The organism is Rothia nasimurium, assembly GCF_928381415.1.
Lineage (GTDB): Bacteria > Actinomycetota > Actinomycetes > Actinomycetales > Micrococcaceae > Rothia > Rothia nasimurium_H.
In genome coordinates this window covers 245,469-267,620 of the sequence record NZ_CAKMSF010000006.1, presented here as the reverse complement: position 1 = coordinate 267,620, position 22,152 = coordinate 245,469, and the positions used below count along the sequence as shown (strand labels likewise).

Here is a 22,152-nt window from a genome sequence, read left to right as displayed (position 1 = left end):
GCACATCAAGACTTGGCGGATTCTTCATACGGGGTTTAGGCGGCCGTTGGGGTTGTATGGGCGGGTGTTTTCGGTGGTGCGGGGGTTGGTGTTTTTGGCTGCGGGTGGGACTTTTGAATAAGCCTCAATACTTATAACCACATATAGAAATTTTATTTCAATTTAAAAACCACCCAAAGAATCATCACGAGATTGATACCACAGTAGAAAAAAAGTTGTCCACCCAACACTAAATCTGTAAAATATTTTTACCACAGACACGCCAACACAGGATCAGAAATGAAACGAAGACTAGCCACAACGTTCCTTTTACTGGCTGGAATGACATTATCTGCATGTTCTTCTAACGCGGACTCTGCAAGCACCCCCACCGCAGAACCGACTAGCCAGACACCCTCACCCACCCAAACATTCAAAGCAGAAGACGAGCTCTCGAAGAGACTCGGCAACCTATCTAGCTATTCAGATAGAATCGAAAACTTCGAGTTAATAGATACTAAAGCCCAACCAGTAGCTGGCGATGTTGAAAGCTATCTTTATCAGGCAGCTGACCCCATACCGCTCAGCGCAGAGGGAACTTCCCCCGGCGACTGCAGAACTGGCCTGAGCGGAATTCTGCAAAACTCAAATTTTTCAAGTAAACCTACAGGGAATGTTGCATTGTGGCAAGAAAAAAACCCTGAAAGCGGAGAAACCTATTCCCATCAAGCAATATTGCTAAAATTTGAAGATTCCTCCGATTTGGAAAACATTGTAAAGAAATTTTCAACCCTTTCATGCAGTGTAGTCTTGTCACTGGCAGATGTCGTCTCCGCCCCCGATAGCCCCATGTCTTTCCCACTAGAAAATGAGATGCTGGGGCTATCAGTTGAGACTTACTCAACATCGCTAAATTCAACTAAGGAAAAGTTGAAATCGAGCAATATTGACGATAAAAACCTAACCTGGTCCTCTTGGGATTTCCTGAAAAGTGATTTTCAAAAATCCGATTCCGATAATAGAATGGCTGACTCTGCAACCATCAGCGAATTTAAAGTTTCAATGCTTACAGTTAAAAATAACTATATGCTACTAGCTGATGCAAGACTTGACGAAGATCAAAGCTTTGACTTCGACACCGAACCTGATCTAGATTTTTTGGCCACAAACTCTCTTCCAAATATAGCAAACACTATATTTAAAGAATTTCCCCAAAATAGTGACGTAAACACTGTCTCACTCCAGACTGGAATAAGTTGTGGGCGAAGCTCAACTGGTCAATCTGAACTATTTATTTCAGAATCATCGGTAAAAATTGATTGTAGTGAAGTTCAGAATATATTTTCTGACTTCAACAGCACTTTCACAAGTGGTGATACCTCGGACTATCAAATTCAGAATTTTACCTGTAATACACGCACTCTTGAAGAGGTCGAGCGCCTTGGCAGGTCTGTTAATTGCAGAAACTCAGAAAGCCAGCTAGACGCCATAACTTTCTTACCTCTAGGCGGGGCCCCTGTGTCAGACCCGGAAAAATTCCAAACAGGAATCCACGACAAGCATTCAGTATGGTTTAAAAATGATTTTGCAACCTGCATAATAAAAGGTAGAGACGGGTTTATATTATGCGCAAACTCCGATAATAATTCAGTTTCCACAGCAATAGATAACTCTCAAAGAATTGAAAACCCGAATGCTGAAAATGTATTCCCAGAAGGGGACCCAGTCCCGCTACCTGCTGGGCAAACAATTTCTCTCTATGGAGCCGCATGCTTGAATGATGGAGCTAAAATAACTTGCAAAAATGACTCATACACATTCATAATTTCAAAAGATGAGGTAACTTTCGAATAAAAGATAGAGCGAGCGGTCTCCCGCTCGCTCTATTTCTTATTTTCGTGTCTTTACATAAAATATTATGACAATTTTCCGGTGACGCTTTCAGCCGCCGCCAGCAGTTCGCCGCTGGCGACCAGCTGAACGGTCTGCTCGATTTCGGGTGAGAGGAAGCGGTCGGGGCCGGGGCCAGCGACGTCCTTACGCAGGCGCTCAATCACTGCGGCGGTTGCCGGTGAGGGGGTCTGCGGGGCGCGCAGGTCGATACCGCGGGCGGCGGTCAGGATTTCAATAGCGAGGACGCGGGTGAGCCCGTCCACCGCCTTGCGCAGCTTGCGGGCAGCCGACCAGCCCATAGAGACGTGGTCCTCCTGCATAGCCGAGGAAGGAATGGAATCGGCCGAGGCGGGCACAGCCAGGCGCTTGAGCTCAGAAACGATAGCAGCCTGGGTGTACTGGGCGATCATGTGGCCTGAGTCCACGCCGGGGTCATCGGCGAGGAAGGGCGGCAGGCCGCGGTTGCGGGCTACATCCAGGAAGCGGTCGGTACGGCGCTCTGAGATTGAGGCGGCATCAGCTACGGCGATCGCCAGGAAGTCCAGCACATAGGCCACCGGGGCGCCGTGGAAATTACCATTGGATTCCACCCGGCCGTCCAGGGTCACCACGGGGTTATCAACGGCTGAGGCTAGCTCGCGCAGGGCAACGGTGCGGGCGTGTTCGATGGTGTCGCGCACGGCGCCAGCGACCTGGGGTGCGCAGCGCAGGGAGTAGGCGTCCTGCACGTAGGTGGTCACGTTCTCGGCGTGGTGCTGGATGATGCCGGAGCCCTCCAGCACCTTCTTCATGTTGGCAGCCGCTGCCCCCTGGCCGGGGTGGGGGCGCAGCTCGTGCAGTTCGGGGGCAAAGACGCGGTCGGTACCGGCGAGCCCCTCAACGCTCATGGCCGCAGCAATGTCGGCGAGCTTGACCAGGGCGTCCAGGTCGGTCAGGGCCATCACCAGCATGCCCAGCATGCCGTCGGTGCCGTTGATGAGGGCCAGGCCCTCCTTCTCTGCCAGTTCAACCGGGGTCAGCCCAAACTTCTCGAAAGCCTCAGCGGTCTCGTAGAGCTGGCCGTCGGCGTCCCGCACCTGCCCCTCACCGATGATGGCCAGGGCGCAGTGCGACAGGGGTGCCAGGTCGCCGGAGCAGCCCAGCGAACCGTACTCGCGCACCACCGGGGTGAGGCCGGCAGAGAGCATGTCGGCGTAGGCCTGGGCGACGACGGGGCGGACGCCGGTGCGGCCGGTTGCCAGGGTTGAAAGGCGCAGGAGCATGAGGGCGCGAATCACTTCGGTTTCGACCTCGGGGCCGGAGCCTGCGGCGTGGGAGCGAATCAGGCCGCGCTGCAGGGCCTTGCGCATCTCAAGGGGGATGTGCTTATTTGCCAGGGCGCCGAAGCCGGTGGAGACGCCGTAGACGGGGGTGTCGGAGTTGGCGAGGTCGCGGATGCGCTGGCTAGATTTTTCGATTTCTGCCAGGGCCTCTTCGCTGATGGTGACGGCCGCGCCGTGGCGGGCAACTGCGATCAGGTCGGCGAAGCTCACGGGCCCGATACCGACGGTGACGGTGGTGGTCATGGTTTTCTCCTTTGAAAGTGTACGAGGTGAGGCAGGCTCGCAGCGAAGCTGCTGGCTCGGCGGCTGGCGTGAATCGCTTGTGAGCGTCAGCGAACCAGCGAGAGGGTCGGCAGCGAGCGCGAGCCTGCAGAACCTATAGAGTTTTACTCCGGTAAAGGCGCGTGCCGGGTCAGAACGGTATGAATCAGGCGGGCTGCTGTTTTGGCGGTGCGTCCGTCGATATCCAGGGAGGGGTTGAGTTCGGCCACGTCGAAGGCAGCGAGCTTGCCCGAGGCAGCAACCCTGCTCATGATGCGGTTGATGATGGCAGGGTCAACGCCGAGTGCGGCGGGGGCGCTGACGCCGGGGGCAACGGCCGCTGGCAGGACGTCCAAATCCAGGGTCAGGTAGATCAGGTCGACGTGTGCGGTGAAGACTTCGATGAACTTGTCGATGGCCTGTAGGTTGCCCCAGTGGGTTTCTTCATCGAGCAGGTAGTGCACGCGGGAGCGGTCTGCGGCATCGAAGAGCACCTGGGTGTTGGCGGCTTCGGAGATACCCACGACCGCGTAGGCCAGCTCGGTGCCTGCCCATTCTTCGTCGGCGAGCGCCTGGGTGAAGGGGGTTCCGCTGGTGGGTTCGTCCGCTTCGCGCAGGTCGAAGTGGGCGTCCAGGTTCAGGATGCCGATGCGTGCGGCTCTGCCCTGCCCCCGGTGGTTTTTTCTGCGGGCGGACGCCGCCAGCCCCAGATAGGTGCCGTAGGCGACTTCGTGCCCGCCGCCGAGTACCACCGGCAGGGAGCCTGCGTCGATGATGGCGGTGACGGCCTCCGATAGTCTGCGGTGGCCTCCTATCAGGTCGCGGTGGGTGACGACAACGTCACCGGCGTCGCCCAGGACTAGGTCGGTGCGGCGGTTACCGGTGGTTCCCCGAGCCAGGGCCAGGGTTCCCAGGGCTGAGCGCAGGGCGGTGGGCCCTTCTGCTGCGCCGGTGCGCCCCTGGTTGCGGCGCACCCCCTCGTCGGAGGCAAAGCCGATGAAGAGGGCGTCCGGGCGCTGGGTCAGCTGGGCAAGCGGCTGCACTACCTGGAAGAGCCTGCGGTGTTCGGCACCGGGCCCGTCGTCGCGTCCGCTCCATTCCGGAGCTTTCCGGTCGGTAAAAGCCTGTATCACTAGATGTCCTCCTCGTGCAGGGGTACGACGGTTTGCCCGTCCTTCCAGACGCCTGCGACCAGGGGCACGCCGGGGCGGTAGGCCAGGTGCAGGTGGTTGGGGGCGTCCAGGGCGAGGACGTCGGCGCGGGCTCCCACGGTGATGGCACCGATGTCGGTGCGCCCCAGGGCTGCCGCTCCCCCGGCGGTTGCCGCCCAGACAGCTTCGTCCGGGCTCATGTGCAGATCGCGCACGGCCAGGGCGATACAGAAGGGGATGGAGGTGGTGAAGGAGGTACCGGGGTTGCAGTCGGCCCCCAGCGCCACCGTTGCACCGGCGTCCAGCAGGCGGCGGGCGTCGGGGTAGGCTCCCCGGGTTGAAAAATCTGCCCCGGGCAACACGGTAGCCACCGTGGAGCTATTAGCCAGGGCGTCGACGTCCGCGTCCGTCAGGTAAACCACGTGATCCACGCTGGCAGCACCCAGCTCCACTGCCAGCTGCACACCAGCCCCGTAGGTCAGCTGGTTGCCGTGCACGCGAGCCTTCAAACCGGCAGCGATCCCTGCCTGCAGAACTGCCCGCGACTCGTCCTCACTAAAAGCCCCGCGCTCGCAGAAAACATCGATCCAGGAGGCGTAGGGGGCGCACTCGGGAATCATGGTGTCTACTACCATCTGAACGTATTCGTCCTGCTTATCCCGGTACTCCGGCGGAGCCACGTGAGCAGCTAGCAGGGTCACCTCGTCGGTGCAGGCAGCGGCGACCTGCACCGACTTCAGCTCAGACTCGGCCGACTGACCGTAGCCGGTCTTCACCTCAATCGTGGTTGCCCCGGCCCGGGCGTACTCCTGCATGAGCGAGCGGGTATTGAGTTCCAGCTCGGCTGCACTGGCGGCCCGGGTCGCCTCGATAGTGGTGCGGATGCCACCGGCCTCGTAGGGCTTGCCCTCCATGCGGGCGGCAAACTCGTGTGAGCGGTCCCCGGCAAAGACCAGGTGGGAGTGGGACTCCACGAAACCCGGCAGCACGGCACGCCCACCCAGGTCTAGGCAGCGGTCGGACGCCGGTGCCTGGCTGGCTGCACCAACCCAGGTGATTCTGCCCTGTTCCACCACGAAGGCGGCGTTCTCGAGCACGCCCAGGGGCCCGCGGTCCAGGGTTGGGTCGTTGGTGACCAGTGACCCGATGTTGGTAAAGAGACGGCTGGTCATGGCTAGCGGTTTTCCTGCATAGGAATACGAACCCCGCGCTCAGCCGCAACCTGCTGGGCGTACTCGTAGCCGGCATCCGCGTGGCGAATCACGCCCATGCCGGGGTCATTGGTCAGTACCCGTTCCAGCTTGGCAGCAGCCAGCTCAGAACCGTCAGCGATGCAGACCTGGCCCGCGTGGATGGAGCGGCCCATGCCCACGCCGCCGCCGTGGTGGATGGATACCCAGGATGCACCCGATGAGGTGTTCACCAGGGCGTTGAGCAGGGGCCAGTCGGCAACGGCGTCGGTGCCGTCTTTCATGCCCTCGGTCTCGCGGTAGGGGGAAGCCACCGAACCGGAATCCAGGTGGTCACGGCCAATGGCGATGGGGGCAGAGAGCTCACCGCTAGCTACCATCTCGTTGAACTTGAGACCTGCCTTGTGGCGTTCGCCGTAGCCCAGCCAGCAGATACGGGCGGGCAGACCCTCGTAGGCAACCTTCTCACCGGCCATGGTGATCCAGCGCTTCAGGTGCTCGTTCTCGGGGAAGAGTTCGAGAATAGCCTGGTCGGTCTTCTTGATGTCTTCGGGGTCGCCGGAGAGGGCGCACCAGCGGAAGGGGCCCAGGCCCTCTTCGAAGAGGGGGCGGATGTAGGCGGGTACGAAGCCGGGGAAGTCGAAGGCACGCTGGTAGCCTGCCTTGCGGGCCTCGTCGCGAATGGAGTTGCCGTAGTCGAAGACCTCAGCCCCGGCGTCCATAAAGCCAACCATTGCCTCAACGTGGGCTGCCATGGCCTCGCGGGAGCGCTTGGTGAAGAGTTCGGGGTCGCGGGCGGCTTCTGCCTTCCAGTCCTCGAAGGTAACCTCGGTGGGCAGGTAGCTGAGCGGGTCGTGGGCGCTGGTCTGGTCGGTGACGATGTCGATGGGGGCCTTGCGGCGCAGCAGCTCGGGGAAGATTTCGGCGGCATTACCCACCACACCGATAGACAGGGGCTTCTTGGAGTCGCGGGCCTCGACGGCGAGCTCTAGGGCGTGGTCAAGATCGCGAGCCTTGACGTCCAGGTACTTGTGATCGATGCGGCGGTCAACGCGGGACTCATCAACGTCCACACAGATTGCGACGCCCTCGTTCATGGTCACGGCCAGGGGCTGGGCACCACCCATGCCGCCCAGACCTGCGGTCAGGGTGATAGTACCTGCCAGGGTGCCGTTGAAACGCTTGCGGGCAACCGCGCCGAAGGTCTCGTAGGTGCCCTGCAGAATACCCTGGGTGCCGATGTAGATCCAGGAGCCAGCGGTCATCTGGCCGTACATCATCAGGCCTTCAGCTTCGAGCTTGCGGAAGTGCTCCCAGTTGGCCCAGTCACCCACCAGGTTGGAGTTGGCCAGCAGCACGCGCGGGGCCCATTCGTTGGTGCGGAAGACGCCCACGGGCTTGCCGGACTGCACCAGCATGGTCTCATCGTTCTTGAGGGTCTTGAGGGTGGCGACGATAGCGTCAAAGGCCTCCCAGGAGCGGGCTGCGCGGCCGGTGCCGCCGTAGACCACCAGGTTATCGGGGTGCTCGGCTACCTCGGGGTCGAGGTTGTTCATGAGCATGCGCAGGGCGCCTTCCTGCTGCCATCCAAGTGTGTTGAGTTCGGAGCCGCGAGGGGCGCGGACGGGGCGGGGGCCGCTGGTGGTCATGTCTACTCCTTTGTACATGATGGTCTGCTTTGCCCAGCTTCTGGTTCTTTACTTTTGCCTGACCGCGCGGGGCGGTACAGTTGAAAGATGAAGAGGGTCACACACCTATCTTCTTGTATATACAACTGGTTGTCAATGGAGTAGGCGTGGAAAAAATTACCGACTTGTCCCAGCAGTTCGCTGACCACAAGGCCGCAAAAACCCCCGCCTACCAGCTGCTCAAAACCATCATCACCGAGCAGATCAACAGCGGCCACTGGGCAGCGGGCGAAAGCATCCCTTCAGAAAACGAGCTCGCTAGCGCCCTGGGCCTCTCCCGCATGACCGTCAACCGAGCTATCCGCGAGATGACACTTGAGGGCCTGCTCGTGCGCACCCGCGGGGTCGGCACCTTTGTAGCCGAGCACAAGAACCCCTCTGCCCTGCTTGAGGTGCGTAACATTGCCGATGAAATCACCGAACGCGGCCACACCCACAGCAGCAAGGTGCTCACCCTCGAAGAGATACCGGCAGCCCAGGCCCAGCGCCGCCTAGCCCCAGAGCTGGGCGAGAGGGTCTTTCACAGCGTGCTGGTCCACTACGACGACGGGCTGCCCATCCAGCGCGAAGAACGCTACGTCAACGCCGTAGCCATGCCCAACTATCTAGAGCAGGACTTCACCAGCATCACCCCCAACTTTTACCTGGGGCAGTGCTCCCCTATCACCCGGGGCACGCACACCGTCGAAGCGGTGCTACCCACCAGCTCACAGGCGTCCGACCTGCAGATCAACCCCACCGAGCCCTGCCTGCGCCTGCTGCGCAGCACCTGGTCAGGCGATGAGCTCATCAGCCAGGTAGTGCTGCTGCACCCCGGCTCCCGCAGCCGCCTAGAGGGTTCTTTCGGCCTGTAACCCCCTCTAGATACAGCAAAGCCGCAGCCCGCCAATCACAGCGGGTCTGCGGCTTTAGACGTTTTGTCCCTCTTACAGGGTCGGGTCCTTACCCTCACTCAGGGAATCCCAGGCGTCGATCTCGTCCGTTTCTTCGGCAGAAGCCACGCGGGCGGCCCGGGCAGCTGACCGGTCGTACTTGCGCCCGGTCTTCCAGTGGGAGGTAGCAACAAAGGCCCACACACCGGCCAGGGCAACCAGCACACCGCACACGGTCGCCAGCAGGGGCATGACGGTCACAGCGTAGGAATTAGCCGGGGAGTTAGTACCGGTCATCGCACTGACCTGGGCCATAGAGGCAGCCTGCGGGTCGGCGTTCACGCCAAAGGCAGCTACTGCCAGGCCCAGCCCCACGCCCACCAGCAAGAGAGCCAGCACCTTGCGGAGCTTAGGCCCGGCAATACGCAGGGCAACCGACGCCACCAGGGCAACCAGAGCCAGGGCAGAGACGGTGGAGCCGGCGTCCGCTCCCGAAATGTCCAGGGTGGAGGTCGAAACGACCGTGCTGACTTCGGCGCGAATCCAGGTCGGCAAAGTGGTGAGGAAGGCGGCAGTAGAAACAGCCATAGCCCCCAGCATCACGCGGGCAGGTTTAGCCCAGCCCGGCACCGGGTGCGCGGTAGCAACCTCAGCAGGCTGGGTCTGTGACTCGCTCATTTAGTCAATCACCTCGGTCGACAGGGGCGCCAGACCCGACGCAGTGAGCACGGCGCGCAGCGGGGCGGCTGCCTTGTTCACGGTTTCCTGGGCTTCAGAAGCGGGCACCGAGTCCATAACAATACCGGCACCGGCCTGCACGTAGGCGCGTCCGCTCTTGAGCACCGCGGTGCGAATGGCAATTGCCATATCCATGTTGCCCGCAAAATCGAAGTAGCCACAGACACCGCCGTAAACACCGCGAGCGCTCACCTCGTACTCGTCGAGTAGCTGCATGGCGCGGGGCTTGGGCGCGCCCGAGAGGGTGCCTGCGGGGAAGGCTACGCGCAGCACGTCGTAGGCGTTCATGCCGTCGGCCAGCTGGGCCTGCACCTCGGATGAGATGTGCATGATGTGGCTGAAGCGCTCGATTTCCATGAACTGGGTGACGTTGACGCTGCCGGGTACCGCAATGCGGGAGAGGTCGTTGCGGGCCAGGTCGATGAGCATGAGGTGCTCGGAGCGCTCTTTTTCGTCGGCAAGCAGCTCCTCGGCCAGGGCAAGGTCTTCTTCGCGGGTGGCGCCGCGCGGACGGGACCCGGCGATGGGGTGGGTGGTGGCGGTGCCGTTTTTGAGGGTGACCAGGGCTTCGGGGGAAGAGCCGACAATCTGGAAGGGCTCGCCGTCTTCGGTAGATTCGAAGTTGAAGAGGTACATGTAGGGCGAGGGATTAGACTGGCGTAGCACCCGGTAAACGTCCAGGGCGCTGGCGCGGTTTTCTGCCTCGAAGCGGCGGGAGATCACGATTTGGAAGACGTCGCCGTCGATGATATTTTTCTTGGACTTTTCAATGGCGTCCAAGAAGCCCTGTTCTGCCCAGGTGTGCTTGACCTGCGCGACCTGCGCCTCGATATCCGATGTGCCGGTGAGGGTTGAGACCGACTCGGGGGCGGGCTGGGCCAGTTTGTCCATCATGGCGTAGACGCGGGAGAGGGCATCGGCGTAGGCGGCGTCGATGTTTTCGTCGGTGCCGTTGAAGTTGATGGCATTGGCGATTAGGGTGACGGTGCCGTCGGCGTTATCGTGCACTGCCATGTCTGAGACGATGTTGAGGGCGAATTCGGGCAGGTTGACGTCGTCCGCTGGCCCGCCGGGCAGCTTCTCCCAGTGGCGCACCACGTCCCAGCCCATGTAGCCGACCAGGCCGCTGGTGAGCGGGGGCAGCCCTTCCAAGGGCTCGGTGTGGAGCATCTCCAGGGTCTGTCGGATTGCTTCGACGGGGTCGCCCTCGACGGGGGCACCGGCAGGAGTCAGACCCTGCCAGACAATCTTGCCGTCCTTGGTGGTGAGGGTTGAGCGGCTGGAGGCACCGATGAAGGAGTAGCGTGACCACTGCTTCTGCTCGTTCGCTGATTCCAGCAGGAAGGTGCCGGGGGCTGGTGCGCCGTCGGCGGCGACCAGGGCCCGGTAGATGCCGATGGGGGTCATGGCGTCTGCGAGAACTTTGACGCGCACGGGAATGACGCGGCGGCTGGTAGCTAGTTCACGGAACTCTTCTAGGGTCGGTTCGACGATTCCCAAGTCGTGCATGGTTTCCTCTGGTTGTGGTGTGTCTGGGGAGCTATTCGGGGCGGACGCCGGTTGCGGCAGGCAGCTGCCCGCCGGCTTCGAAGCAGGTGGTGGTTCCGGTGTGGCAGGCTGCGCCTACCTGGTCGGCCTCGATGAGCAGGGCGTCGCCGTCGCAGTCGATGCTGACGCTTTTGACGTACTGGTAGTGGCCGCTGGTGTCGCCCTTGCGCCAGTATTCCTGGCGGGAGCGGGACCAGAAGGTGACCCGCCCTTCGGTGAGGGTGCGGCGCAGGGCTTCGTCGTTCATCCAGCCGAGCATGAGCACATCGCGGGTGTCGTGCTGCTGAATAATTGCGGCGAATAGGCCGTGCTCATCGCGTTTGAGGCGTGCGGCGATATCGGCGGGCAGTGAAGCGCCCTCGGTGGCGCTGGGTGCTGGTGTACTCACCTTTCCATCCTAGCTGATGGCGGTAGCAGGGCTGGGGCAGCTCTCAGCATCTGGCTACGGGCTGGGGCTGGTGTTTGTAGGGCTGGTGCCTGCGCTGGGCAACCCATCGTTCAGGTTTAGACTGGGCGTATGACTTCTTCTGCCCTTGTTACCTCAGAACGCACCGCCCTACTTGATGCTCTCGCTGCCGCGGGGCCGTCCGCTCCTACCCTCTGCGAGGGCTGGGAAACCCGCCATCTCGCCACCCACCTGCTGGTGCGCGAAAGCAAGCCTCTGATTGCAGCGGGCATGCCGGGCGGCCCGCTGGCTGCGCGCACCGAACGCTACACCAAGCAGCTTGCCGATGAGCTGACCGGCCAGCGCCGCTACGAGAAAGCCCTGCGCGATTTTGAGGCGCTGCCGGGTTACCTGCACATGCGCACGCGCTTCCCGGGCCTGGACGAGGCAATGAACCTGATTGAGTATTTTGTGCATACCGAGGACGTCCGCCGCGCCTCACTCACTGACGGCGAGCAGCCTGCCCCGCGCGAGCTGGCTGAGGGTGTGCAGGAGAAGATGTGGAAGGTGCTGCGGGCGCGCGCTCGCATGATGGCCGGGAAGAAGTACCCTCAGGGGCTGGTGTTGGAAGCTCCGGGCTACTCCCCCGCTGTTCATACTGTGATTGCTCCGCCTGCTGGCCAGGTTGCGACTGTGCTGACCGGCGAGCCGGGCGAACTGGTGCTCTACATGTTCGGGCGCGAGGCCGCGGCCCGAGTTGAGGTGAGCTAAGGGCCGGTTGCGGCGCGCGCCTGCTCCGCTCCGCCCCATAGTAGGGACCAGAAAACTCCCAATAGTATGTGTGCACCACAAGGATTTCGGGAGGAATCTGGTCCCTAGTTGCTACAGAGCCTCTGCGGCCAGGTAACCCGGCAGCCACATCGCTTCCCAGGCCGGAGCCTCGGCAGCCAGCACGGTACCCGCCCGGTCGGGAACCCGGGTCGCCAAGCAATAGGCGGATGCGTCAGCAGTTCGCACCAGGTAACCGTACTCGACCATCTCCCGACGCATAAAGGCATAGTCCTGCCAGAGGGCGGCCAGAATCTCGTTGACCTGTTTCTCGGTGTAGGTGCGACCCGGCTCAAAATAGGTCACCAGGTGCAACAGCAGGTGGGCACGGGTGCGGCGCTTGGAGGGCCAGGAGGTCAGGCGTCCGCCCTGCAGAAAACGGTCAACGACTGTGCGGTGCTCTGCGTAGGCTTGTTCACGGGGATCGTTCAGGTCGGCGGTCGACGGCCTGGTCTCGAGGAGGGCTGCTCGGGCGGTGGTGTAGTTCTCACCGGTTTCTTCCATGCGGGCGCGCACGAGCTTTTTGAAGTTTGATTGGGCAGTCACGGGTATCGACTTTCTTCGCACTCTAGCTGCGGTATCAATCGACGGTTCGGTGGTGCCTGCCCCGGCCACGGAATGCCGGTGCAACCCGAGAATTCTCTTCCCTTCGCGCTCGGGGGCCTGCTTGCTAGAGTCACAGGGGCAAAGCGCTGGGCGGTGGGTGACGCCACACACCTTTATATCACATGCGCTCGTGTATGTAACCGAAAATGCCATCTGCGTGTTCTTTGACCGCGCAGATGGCATTTTCGATTACCTTCAATGAGCGGACGGACGCCCGCCCCGGCTTGGCGGGGCAACACAAGCCAACAGATGGATTAAAGATCTAAAGACTAACCTCTCCCCTGATGAGGGTGTGGGTTCTTCCGCCAACCCAAATGTCGGGTGATCCGGTGGGGCCGGCGTCCTGCCCTACCGTGATGGTGAGTCTGCCGTCGCGGTGCAGGCAAGTGCCCTGGCGTACGGTGTAGGTTCCAGCAACCCGGTTCTCGCGGGCGAGCCACTGGGCGACGGAGGCGTTGAGGGAGCCGGTGACCGGGTCCTCAGAAACGCCGATACCGGGTACGAAGGCGCGGATGTCGTAGGCGATGTCTGAACCTTCCGGGTGCATGGCGAAGACGCCGAGTTTGAGGTCTGTGCCGCGGGCGAAGTCCGGGGTGAGGGCGAGCAGCCGGTCGGGGTCTGCGATTTCAACGGCGGACCAGCCGGGCCCGTTATCGACCCACTGGTGGGAGAGAATCTGGCTGCGCTCTAGACCTAGGGCGGTGGCGATGTCTGCCAGGGTTGCCTCATCAAGGGCACCGGTGCGGACGGTCGCCGGCGCGGCGAAGGCGAGCTCTTGGCCGCTGCGAGTGATGTCGATGAGCCCGGCGGCGCATTCTTGCACGATGACGTCGGGGCGCTGAGGCTGGCCACCGGCTTCTAGCCAGGCGTGGGCACTGCCCAGGGTGGGGTGCCCGGCAAAGGGTAGTTCGCCGCCGGGAGTGAAGATGCGGACGGCGTAGTCGGCCCGAGCGTCAGTCGGTTGGGTGATGAAGGTGGTTTCAGAGAGGTTGGTCCAGCGGGCAAAGTCCTGCATCTTCTCGTCGGTGAGGCCACTGCCGTCGAGCACCACGGCGAGGGGGTTGCCTTTGAGCGGAACCGAGCCGAACACATCGACCTGGGTGAAGGGGCGGGTTTTCATGTGGGGTCCTTTCGCCTGCGCTTCTACGGGGTGTACCTCTACCCTACCCGGCACCTGGCTAGTTCAGCAGCCAGCTTCTTTTAGCAGGTGAGACACAAGAGCTGCACTTCGTCTTCCCAGCCTGCCCCTTGAGTATTATTAGTTTTTATCGGGGTAAAAGCTCTGCCTAGTGGCTAGGGCTTTTATTCGGAGCCATTAGTTTGCCAATGTTGAGGGGCTTGTGTGTCTTCTTTGAACTATTCTCAGTTCATTTGGAATGTGGCTGATGTTTTGCGCGGTACCTATAAGCAGCATCAGTACGGTCAGATTATTTTGCCTTTCACGGTGTTGGCGCGTCTTGATGCGGTGCTTGAGCCGACTAAGCAGGCTGTTCTAGAGGCGGCAGACGGTTATGTGCTCGATACAATTCCCCCGGCGATGCTGTCTGCCCGGGCGGGTCACGATTACAGTTTCTATAACCTCTCCCAGCACAATCTCAAGACGGTCGCGAATGACCCCGATACTCTTGAGCAGAATCTGCGTTCTTACATTAACCAGTTCAGTGAGAACGTGCGCGATATTTTTGAGAAGTATAAGTTCGAAGACACCATCGCAGACCTTGCCGCTCATAACCTGCTGTATCAGGTGATTCAGCATTTCTCGCGGGTGAATCTGCACCCTGATCAGGTGAGCAATGAGCAGATGGGCAATATCTTTGAGGAGCTGATTCGTAAGTTCGCTGAGGCTTCGAATGAGACTGCCGGTGAGCACTTTACCCCGCGTGAGGTTATTGAGCTCATGGTTAACCTGCTGCTGGCTGATGATGAAGACCTGCGTACTGATTACATTGCCCGGTCGGTTTATGACCCTACGGCTGGCACCGGCGGTATGTTGTCGGTGGCTGACGATAAGATTCATCAGCTGAACCCCACCGCCGATGTGAGCCTGCTGGGTCAGGAGCTCAACCCTGAGTCGTATGCGATTTGTAAGGCTGACATGGTGGTGAAGGGCCAGGACGTCGATAATATCGCTCTCGGCAACACACTGACTGACCCGGCTTTTGAGAACCGCACCTTCCATTACGGGCTGAGCAACCCGCCCTTTGGCGTGGACTGGAAGGGCGCTAAGGCTGTGGTTGAGGCTGAGCACAAGAACCAGGGTTTTACGGGCCGGTTTGGTGCTGGCCTACCCCGGGTTTCTGACGGTTCGCTCCTTTTCTTGCAGCACCTGATTTCTAAGCTCAATGAGCCGACGGTTGCTAGCAATGGTGTTGCCCAGGTGGGCGGCCGCGGGGCCATTGTGTTGAATGGTTCTCCCCTCTTTACGGGTGGCGCGGGTTCTGGTGAGTCAAATATCCGTAAGTGGGTTTTGGACCAGGACTACCTTGAGGCAATTATTGGTCTGCCCACTGACATGTTCTATAACACCGGTATTTCTACCTATATTTGGGTGTTGAATAAGCAGAAGAAGGCTGAGCGTAGGGGTAAGGTTCAGCTGATTGACGCGACGAATATGTTTGAGAAGATGCGTAAGTCGGTGGGGTCTAAGCGGAAGCGCCTGAGTGAGGAGCAGATTGCTGAGATTACCCGCCTCTACGCTGCTTTTGATGCTGCGGATGATAAGCGGTCTAAGGTTTTTGATCGTGAGGAGTTTATGTACCGCACGATTACGGTGGAGCGCCCTTTGCGGTTGAATTGGGGTTTTACTGCTGAGCGGGTTAAGCGTCTCTTGGCTTCTAAGGAGTTTGGCAAGCTCAAGCTGACAGAGGGTGAGGACGTTGCCGTGCGGGCTTCTCTTGCTGCTTTGGTTGAGAGCACGGCGGGGGTTGTTGGTGCTGATGTGGCCAGAGTGAAGGCTGAGCTCTTGCAGGTTTTTGCGGACGCCGGTGCCCTGGTGAAGCCTGCGGCTTTAGCTAAGTTGGTGGATGAGTTGGCTGAACGCGATGAATCCGCCGAGGTGGTGATGAAGGCTAAGAAGCCGGTGGCTGACACTACCTTGCGTGATACAGAGAATGTGCCCTGGGGCGAGGACATTCACGAGTATTTGGAGCGCGAGGTCAAGCCTTTTGTGCCGGATGCTTGGATTGATGAATCTAAGACTAAGGAGGGTGCGGAGATTCCTTTTACCCGCCACTTCTATGAGTATGTTCCGCCCCGCTCCCTGGAGGAGATTGACCGCGACCTCAACGAGGTGCTGGGCCGAATCAAGAAGAGGCTGGAAGAGGTACTGGGCTAATGGAAGCTCCTCTCGTAAAACTAAAATATCTAGCTGATTTCAATCCGACTGTTCCGGAGTCAATCAGAAAATCGCAAGAAAAGTTTCCGATTTATCCGATGGATAAGATTGAATCATTTGGCAAGCTCTCAAGCGATGTAGAGTCCAGGCCGATTTCTGAACTACTCAACGGGTATAGCTATTTAGAACCAACAGATGTTGCTTATGCAAAAGTAACACCCTGCTTTGAAAATGGTAAAGGAATCCTTGGCAGGGATTTGCCTGGCCCTAGTTTTGCTACAACTGAGCTGACTGTTCTTCGGCCCAAACCTGGTGTAGATCAGAGGTACTTGGCATATTTACTTCAGACACCAGAATTTATGAATCCAGCGATTTCTTCTATGACTGGTGCTGGTGGTCTAAAACGAGTGTCAGAAGAGTATATAAAAAATCTAAAGTTCCCATTACCTTCTCTTAAGGAACAAAAGAGAATCGCAGATGAGCTTGACCGTGAACTGGCGGAGATTGATGAGTTCATTGCTGACCTGCAACATCTTCTTGAACTAGAAGATGAACGTTTCAAATCCACAATTACTTCACTTGTCCACCCCGAGCCAATTAAAGATATATTCAATTCGAGCCTTAATTCTGTCGAATGGAATGGAACGACTTGGCGACGCACGCATTTAGGAATGGTCACTCACATCAATGAAGGCCTGGTTAACCCGCAGGAAGAACCATATTCTTCAATGACACTCATCGCGCCAAATCACGTCGAGTCTGGGACCGGAAAAATTCTTTACACAGAAACTGCCATTGAACAAGGCGCAGATAGCGGTAAGTACTTAGTGAAAAAGGGTCAGGTAATTTTTTCTAAGATTCGCCCAGCCCTTTTAAAGTCTACAATCGCAATGGAAGACTGCCTATGTTCTGCTGACATGTACGGCATTTCTGCAAATTCTGACTATTTGAACAATAATTTTTTAATATGGTTCCTACTCTCAAGGCCATTTAAAACATTTGCATTACAAAACTCAAGTCGCGCAGCAATGCCCAAAATCAACCGTGAAGGATTTTCTGAAATACCAATTTGGGTACCATCAATTAATTTTCAAAATAAATTTTCAGAGCAATTTTCAGAGGTAAGCACCAAATCACACATCTCTATTGAACAATTAAAACATTTAAACAGTCTCCTTCTAGAGAGAAAAAAAGAAATACTATCTACAAAATTAGGACACAATGGACATCAATAAAGTAATTGACGACATACAGCATTTCGAGGCTAGTGAGAAAAAATGGTACACTTTTATTAGCATTTCATTTATTCAAAGCACGCTAAAAAGTGAAAACAGAATTTATAGGATGGACGCAAATAAAAAAACTAAAAAGTTAATTCTTGGCAACATCCTTCACGGCCTCGAAAAAAATTTTAAGAATAAAGAACAACGCCCGTTCAGCCTCAAATATACAAATAAAAATTGCTTGACAAGTTTCAACCCCGATAAGTTTCCTTCCACAAAGGACTTATTAAAATCAATTCAATCGCAGAAAAATTCTTTGAGAAATATAACTGACGACCAGCTCAAAAAGGTAGACCTCTACTCAGTAACAATAACAATTCCTAAACAAAGTAACGACGATGACTCAGAAGAAATGAAATACACTTTCGTTTCTAGATTCGAAAATTTTTATGCTTTACAGAAGAAATTGTTTGTTGGACAGATTTCTGGAAATAATATTAGCATTTCTCAGAAAGATAGCTTAATAGGATTCAATCCGAAAATCGAAATGGTTTTTGAAAATGCCAACGAGATCATTATAAATAACTCTGAGGCAAAATTTGACTCACTGCTTAAAATGGACTCGATAATTAAAGTCGAAAGCAAAAAGAAATTTAATGATAATGAGAACTTCAAGAGAATCTTCTCTGATGATTCGATGTCTTCAATATCTGAAAAAATCTCCAAATCAAAAAGGTACTCAAGTTGGATTCTTCGAATTGCAGACGATGAAGAAAGACTGCAGAAAACAATAGATAACATATATAAAATTCAGGATATACTGACGGATCCGAATAACGAATTCAATAAATTAATATGCGATATTGAGCTTCAGAGCTTCTCAGACAATGCTAACCCAGAAAAATCAGAAACTAGCTATAAAATTGTACTTAAAGAGGGCGGAAACCCAGACCATCTCCTAAACGCAATATCAGATGCTTTTTATCTTGCACTAATATCTGGGGTGTCAAGGACAGATGATGCTCGACTTTAAAAGAAAATATATATCCACAAACTTCTGCAAACAACTCTTTCTATTTATATCTTCATACTTACCTCTTTATCTATGGTTAATACTATCCAGCTTTGACTACACTCATATAAAAAATGTTGTTTCCGCGAATCAGATGCCTAACTATGACCCGAGAGATGTTGTTATCAATTTAGTACTTTTTATATTGATTGCAATTACAATTATTGGGCTAATAAGGATGTTAAATTCAACTTCAGGCAACTCAGATAAACTTTCTGAGAATATAACAATAAAACCAAACAGTGATAGCATGATGAACTACTTGATTACTTATATAGTTCCGCTGATGAATTTTGACCGCGATAATCTGTTATCAATATTTTCAAATATTTTTCTATTTATACTTATAGCCCTTCTCTACTCGGTTAACAATGTTACATTTCTGAATCCAACGCTTGGCCTTCTGAAGTATAAGGTTTACGAGGTTGAAGGCGATAAAGATATGCATCATATACTAACAAGAAAATCATATAATGAGCTAATGGACCTTCAGAGCAAATCCGGTTCGAAGGAAGCGAAGGATTCTTTCGTCCACTTTCAAAATATTGCCGATGGTGTATTCTTAATAAAGTGAAGATACACCACATGTCTTGTTTGTCAGCATAAATTATAGATTTTGTCAGAATTTTACTCTAATTTAGAAAACCATCGATTCATTTAGGGGCCGCGCGCCAATTTATTTTATGCCCTAGTGAATCATTTAACGCATAATATATGAATTCATCACCAAAATCACCCATTAATTAACTTATTCATTATTAGCCTCGCGCACAATTTGTTATTTAAAAACACAAATATATTGCCAAGAATGGTTCAATACTCTATAAGTTCTTAATGCATTATTGACATCCAAAGCTAAGAACAGACAGTTATTAGTCCAGCGGTTTAGGAGCCTCCCTATGTCACGCACCCACCTCGAACGTCCTCTCCAGCAAGACATCTGCGCCTACCTGGCCGCTCACGGGTGGGTGCACTCCCCCAACTCCGCAGGCTACGACGCCAGGCGCGCCCTCTACCCCGCCGACGTCCTCACCTGGCTGAAAACCAGCGACCCTAAAAACTACGCCACTCTCATCAAACCCGGCGCAGACCCCGCCACCCAGCAGGCCCAAGAAAACCGCCTGCTCGACCGGCTCGTCACCAAACTCTCAGCCCCCGAAGAACAAGGCGGCGGAACCCTCAACGTCCTGCGCAAAGGATTCAGCGTGCCCGGGGCACGCCGCCCCTTCCAACTACTGGCCTACCCACCCCAAGACAACCGCAACCCCGAACTCACCGCCCTCTACCACAAGAACATCCTGCGCGTGGTCGAAGAGGTCTATTACAACCCAGCCAGCGATAAAGCCCGCATCGACCTCGTTCTCTTCATCAACGGCCTACCCGTAGCCACCATCGAACTCAAAAGCGAATACACCCAAACCCTACAAGAGGCCATCAAGCAGTACCGCACCGACCGCGACCCCAAAACCTCACCCCTGCTCCAAGAACACCGCGGTGCCCTGGTGCACTTCGCCCTCTCCCAAGACGAAATCGCCATGACCACCAAACTGGCAGGCAGCGCCACCAGCTTCCTCCCCTTCAACCGCGGAGCAAACGGCGGAGCAGGCAACCCCATCATCGACGGCAAACTCGCTACCAGCTACTTCTGGGAAGAAATCCTGGAACCCAACACCTGGATCACCATCCTCACCAAATTCATCTACACCAACCACCAAAAAATCACCGATCCCCTCACCGGCAAAACCACCCATAAGAGCCACATCAGATTCCCCCGCTACCACCAGTGGCGGGCCGTCACCAAACTCGTCCAAGCTGCCCGCACCGAAGGCGCAGGGCACAAATACCTGGTGCAGCACTCAGCAGGCTCCGGCAAAACCGACTCCATCGCCTGGACGGCTCACCGGCTCTCCAACCTACATACCCCAGAGGGCGAGCGCGTCTTCGACTCCGTCATCGTCATAGCCGACCGTCAAGTCCTCGACCAGCAGCTACAGGACGCTATCGACCAGCTCGTCACCACCGCCGGCACTTTCCAGCCCATTACGCGCGGCAGTGGCGATTCCAAATCTAAGCAGCTCGTCGAGGCACTGACCACCGGCGTGCCCATCATCGGCGTCACCCTGCAAACCTTCCCCTTCGCCCTGGCAGAAATGACCAAGGAGGGCGGCCAGCTCGCCGGTAAGCACTTTGCGATTATCGCGGACGAGGCGCACTCCTCCCAGTCGGGTAAGGCAACCGACTCTATCAAGGAAATGCTCAACACCGAGATTGACGCCGGTATTGAAGAGTCAGACCCCGAAGCTGACCAGGTGGCCCTGACCAAGATGGCCCAGCGTGTGGTGGGTGAGGGCCACCAGGTGTCCTTCTTTGCCTTCACCGCAACGCCCAAGGCTAAAACCCTTGAGGTCTTTGGCCGACGGGCCGACGGCACCGGCCCCCACGAACCCTTCGACCTCTACCCCATGAAGCAGGCCATCGAAGAGGGCTTCATTCTTGATGTGCTCAAGAACTACACCACCTACCAGATGGCCGCCAAAATCGCCCAGAAGAATGAAGACAGCGGGGCCGATGAAGAAATCGACATCCGCAAGGGCACCAAGAGCCTGATCAACTTTGTGGAGCTGCACCCCACCAATGTTGCCTCCAAGGTCGCGGTAATCCTCGAACACTTTGAGGGCCGGGTCAAGCAGGAGCTGGGCGGAAAAGCTAAAGCCATGGTGGTGACGTCCTCCCGGGCGGCTGCCGTGCGCTACCAGCGGGCCTTTGAAAAGGCCATTGCTGAAAAGGGCCTGCCCCTCAAGACCCTGGTTGCTTTCTCCGGTGAACTGCCCGACCCCGACGTTGAGGTCCTGCCCGGGGTTGATACCCCCACCGTGACCGAAGCGTCCATGAACCCAGAGCTCAAGGGCAGGAACCTGGCTGAGGTCTTCAACCAGGACGGCCAGCACATTCTGATTGTGGCCAATAAGTACCAGACCGGCTTCGACCAGCCCCTCCTGGTTGCCATGTATGTGGATAAGAAACTCTCGGGAATCACCGCCGTGCAGACCCTCTCCCGACTAAACCGCCGCGCTGACGGCAAAGAGAACACCTACATTCTGGACTTCGTCAACGACCCCGAACAGATTCGCGCCGCCTTCGCCGAGTACTACGAGGACGCCCATATCGAGACCGAATCAGACCTCGACCTGGTTGCCAAACAGGTCGACAAGCTCGATGCAGCCGGTATCTACAACCGGGCAGATGTGGAACAGTTCTGGGAAAAGTGGGTTGCACCCGGTGCCCGGCAGGCGTCCTTTGACTCGCTCATCTCCATACCCGTGCAGCGGTTTGTGACGCGCTGGCGGGCAGCGCAGGAAGGGATTGACGGTTCTGCAGACCGAGCCGCCCTTGAAGTACTGCTGGAGTTCCGCTCAACCCTCGCCCAGTACGTGAAGTCCTACGCCTTCTTCTCGCAAATCTTCAACTTCGGCGACCCCTACTACGAGAAACTCTCTGCCTTCGCTGACCTGCTCGCGCGCAAGCTGCGCCGCTTCACCCTCGACGAGGTGTCGCCCGAGGTAGTGAACGTGGACGACATCGTGCTCACCCACTACCGCCTCGAAAAGCTGCGCGAAGAGGAAGACTTGAAGCTGTCGTCCTCGCAGGCGGCTGGTCTACAGGGCATGACGGAGGCTGGCCTCGCCAGTATTCAGGAGCGCGAGCGCAAAGCCCGCTCTGAACTGATTGAGAAGATTAATAAGTACTTCCACGGCCTCGATTTGAGTGACGAGCACCAGGTGGGCTTTGCTACGACCTTCGTGGCTGAGGCGGCCAAGGACGCCGGGCTCAAGCAAAGCGCCATGGCCAACACCAAGGTGGACTTCTACCATTCGAAGAATGTGCGCGTTGGCCTGGCGAATAAGCTCTGGGACTACAGCTCAGATACAGCTGACCTGATTGACCACGTGCGCAAGCTACCCGCGGAGCAGTTCGTGGAGTTCATGCTCGACATGGGCCTGTACGAGCTGCTGCGGGGCGAGAAGGTGGAGGAGCTGACTCCGTAAAAGGGGACCACCTTAG

Annotated in this window: 17 protein-coding genes; 8 read left to right on the top strand and 9 right to left on the bottom strand. The window is 56.8% G+C overall.

All coding sequences use genetic code 11. From position 1 onward, the window contains the following. Nucleotides 1-279 precede the first annotated feature (279 nt). Entirely contained in the window at nt 280-1,833 is a 1,554-nt protein-coding gene (locus tag L7A20_RS08835; RefSeq protein WP_237223108.1) for a hypothetical protein, read from the top strand. Between the two features lie 62 nt (nt 1,834-1,895). On the opposite strand, the gene hutH is transcribed toward L7A20_RS08835, so the two are convergent. From hutH to hutU, 4 genes are all read right to left on the bottom strand, one after another. Then, complete coding sequence (hutH, locus tag L7A20_RS08830; RefSeq protein ID WP_237223107.1) at nt 1,896-3,437, bottom strand: histidine ammonia-lyase; 1,542 nt, start codon at nt 3,435-3,437, stop codon at nt 1,896-1,898. A gap of 143 nt (nt 3,438-3,580) precedes the next feature. After that, the gene (gene hutG / locus L7A20_RS08825) at nt 3,581-4,588 is read right to left on the bottom strand and encodes a formimidoylglutamase (protein ID WP_237223106.1); all 1,008 of its coding nucleotides are present in this window, start codon (nt 4,586-4,588) and stop codon (nt 3,581-3,583) included. Further along, nucleotides 4,588-5,778 carry an imidazolonepropionase gene (gene hutI, locus L7A20_RS08820; RefSeq protein WP_237195754.1) on the bottom strand — a complete coding sequence of 397 codons (1,191 nt, stop codon included), beginning with the start codon at nt 5,776-5,778 and terminating at the stop codon, nt 4,588-4,590. Before hutI ends, hutG begins: the two co-directional genes overlap by 1 nt. A gap of 2 nt (nt 5,779-5,780) precedes the next feature. Further along, the gene (gene hutU, locus L7A20_RS08815; RefSeq protein WP_237195742.1) at nt 5,781-7,445 is read right to left on the bottom strand and encodes a urocanate hydratase; all 1,665 of its coding nucleotides are present in this window, start codon (nt 7,443-7,445) and stop codon (nt 5,781-5,783) included. Nucleotides 7,446-7,591: 146 nt separating this feature from the next. Between hutU and hutC the strand changes: the two genes are divergently transcribed. Beyond that, entirely contained in the window at nt 7,592-8,338 is a 747-nt protein-coding gene (gene hutC / locus L7A20_RS08810; RefSeq protein WP_237195740.1) for a histidine utilization repressor, read from the top strand. 72 nt (nt 8,339-8,410) lie between these two features. Here the strand turns inward: hutC and L7A20_RS08805 are convergent, their stop codons facing one another. The 3 genes from L7A20_RS08805 to hisI are packed head-to-tail and all read right to left on the bottom strand — an operon-like array spanning nt 8,411 to nt 11,030. After that, entirely contained in the window at nt 8,411-9,034 is a 624-nt protein-coding gene (locus L7A20_RS08805) for a Trp biosynthesis-associated membrane protein (protein ID WP_237223105.1), read from the bottom strand. Next, nucleotides 9,035-10,603: an anthranilate synthase component I gene (locus L7A20_RS08800; RefSeq protein ID WP_237195735.1), complete on the bottom strand. Its 1,569-nt coding sequence runs from the start codon at nt 10,601-10,603 to the stop codon at nt 9,035-9,037. A 31-nt stretch (nt 10,604-10,634) separates the two neighbouring features. Beyond that, the gene (gene hisI, locus L7A20_RS08795) at nt 10,635-11,030 is read right to left on the bottom strand and encodes a phosphoribosyl-AMP cyclohydrolase (RefSeq protein WP_237195718.1); all 396 of its coding nucleotides are present in this window, start codon (nt 11,028-11,030) and stop codon (nt 10,635-10,637) included. A 129-nt stretch (nt 11,031-11,159) separates the two neighbouring features. On the opposite strand from hisI, the gene L7A20_RS08790 reads away from it, so the two are divergent. After that, entirely contained in the window at nt 11,160-11,798 is a 639-nt protein-coding gene (locus L7A20_RS08790) for a TIGR03085 family metal-binding protein (RefSeq protein ID WP_237223104.1), read from the top strand. A 111-nt stretch (nt 11,799-11,909) separates the two neighbouring features. Here L7A20_RS08790 and L7A20_RS08785 read toward each other — a convergent pair whose 3' ends face one another. Next, entirely contained in the window at nt 11,910-12,401 is a 492-nt protein-coding gene (locus L7A20_RS08785) for a DUF2087 domain-containing protein (protein ID WP_237195714.1), read from the bottom strand. A 322-nt stretch (nt 12,402-12,723) separates the two neighbouring features. Continuing rightward, the gene (locus L7A20_RS08780) at nt 12,724-13,581 is read right to left on the bottom strand and encodes a PhzF family phenazine biosynthesis protein (protein ID WP_237195705.1); all 858 of its coding nucleotides are present in this window, start codon (nt 13,579-13,581) and stop codon (nt 12,724-12,726) included. Nucleotides 13,582-13,803: 222 nt separating this feature from the next. Here L7A20_RS08780 and L7A20_RS08775 point away from each other — a divergent pair, with 222 nt between their 5' ends. The 5 genes from L7A20_RS08775 to L7A20_RS08755 all read left to right on the top strand — a co-directional run bounded on the left by L7A20_RS08775 (nt 13,804) and on the right by L7A20_RS08755 (nt 22,136). Then, nucleotides 13,804-15,795 (top strand): type I restriction-modification system subunit M, encoded by a 1,992-nt coding sequence (locus L7A20_RS08775; protein WP_237195703.1) that lies wholly within the window; start codon nt 13,804-13,806, stop codon nt 15,793-15,795. Continuing rightward, nucleotides 15,795-17,030, top strand: coding sequence for a restriction endonuclease subunit S (locus L7A20_RS08770; RefSeq protein WP_237195702.1), 1,236 nt, complete (start codon nt 15,795-15,797; stop codon nt 17,028-17,030). The genes L7A20_RS08775 and L7A20_RS08770 overlap by 1 nt, the downstream gene beginning before the upstream one ends. Beyond that, nucleotides 17,017-18,051 (top strand): hypothetical protein, encoded by a 1,035-nt coding sequence (locus L7A20_RS08765; RefSeq protein ID WP_237195700.1) that lies wholly within the window; start codon nt 17,017-17,019, stop codon nt 18,049-18,051. The genes L7A20_RS08770 and L7A20_RS08765 overlap by 14 nt, the downstream gene beginning before the upstream one ends. A 133-nt stretch (nt 18,052-18,184) precedes the next feature. Further along, nucleotides 18,185-18,664, top strand: coding sequence for a hypothetical protein (locus L7A20_RS08760; RefSeq protein ID WP_237223103.1), 480 nt, complete (start codon nt 18,185-18,187; stop codon nt 18,662-18,664). Nucleotides 18,665-18,989: 325 nt separating this feature from the next. Beyond that, complete coding sequence (locus tag L7A20_RS08755; RefSeq protein ID WP_237195696.1) at nt 18,990-22,136, top strand: type I restriction endonuclease subunit R; 3,147 nt, start codon at nt 18,990-18,992, stop codon at nt 22,134-22,136. Nucleotides 22,137-22,152: the final 16 nt, after the last annotated feature.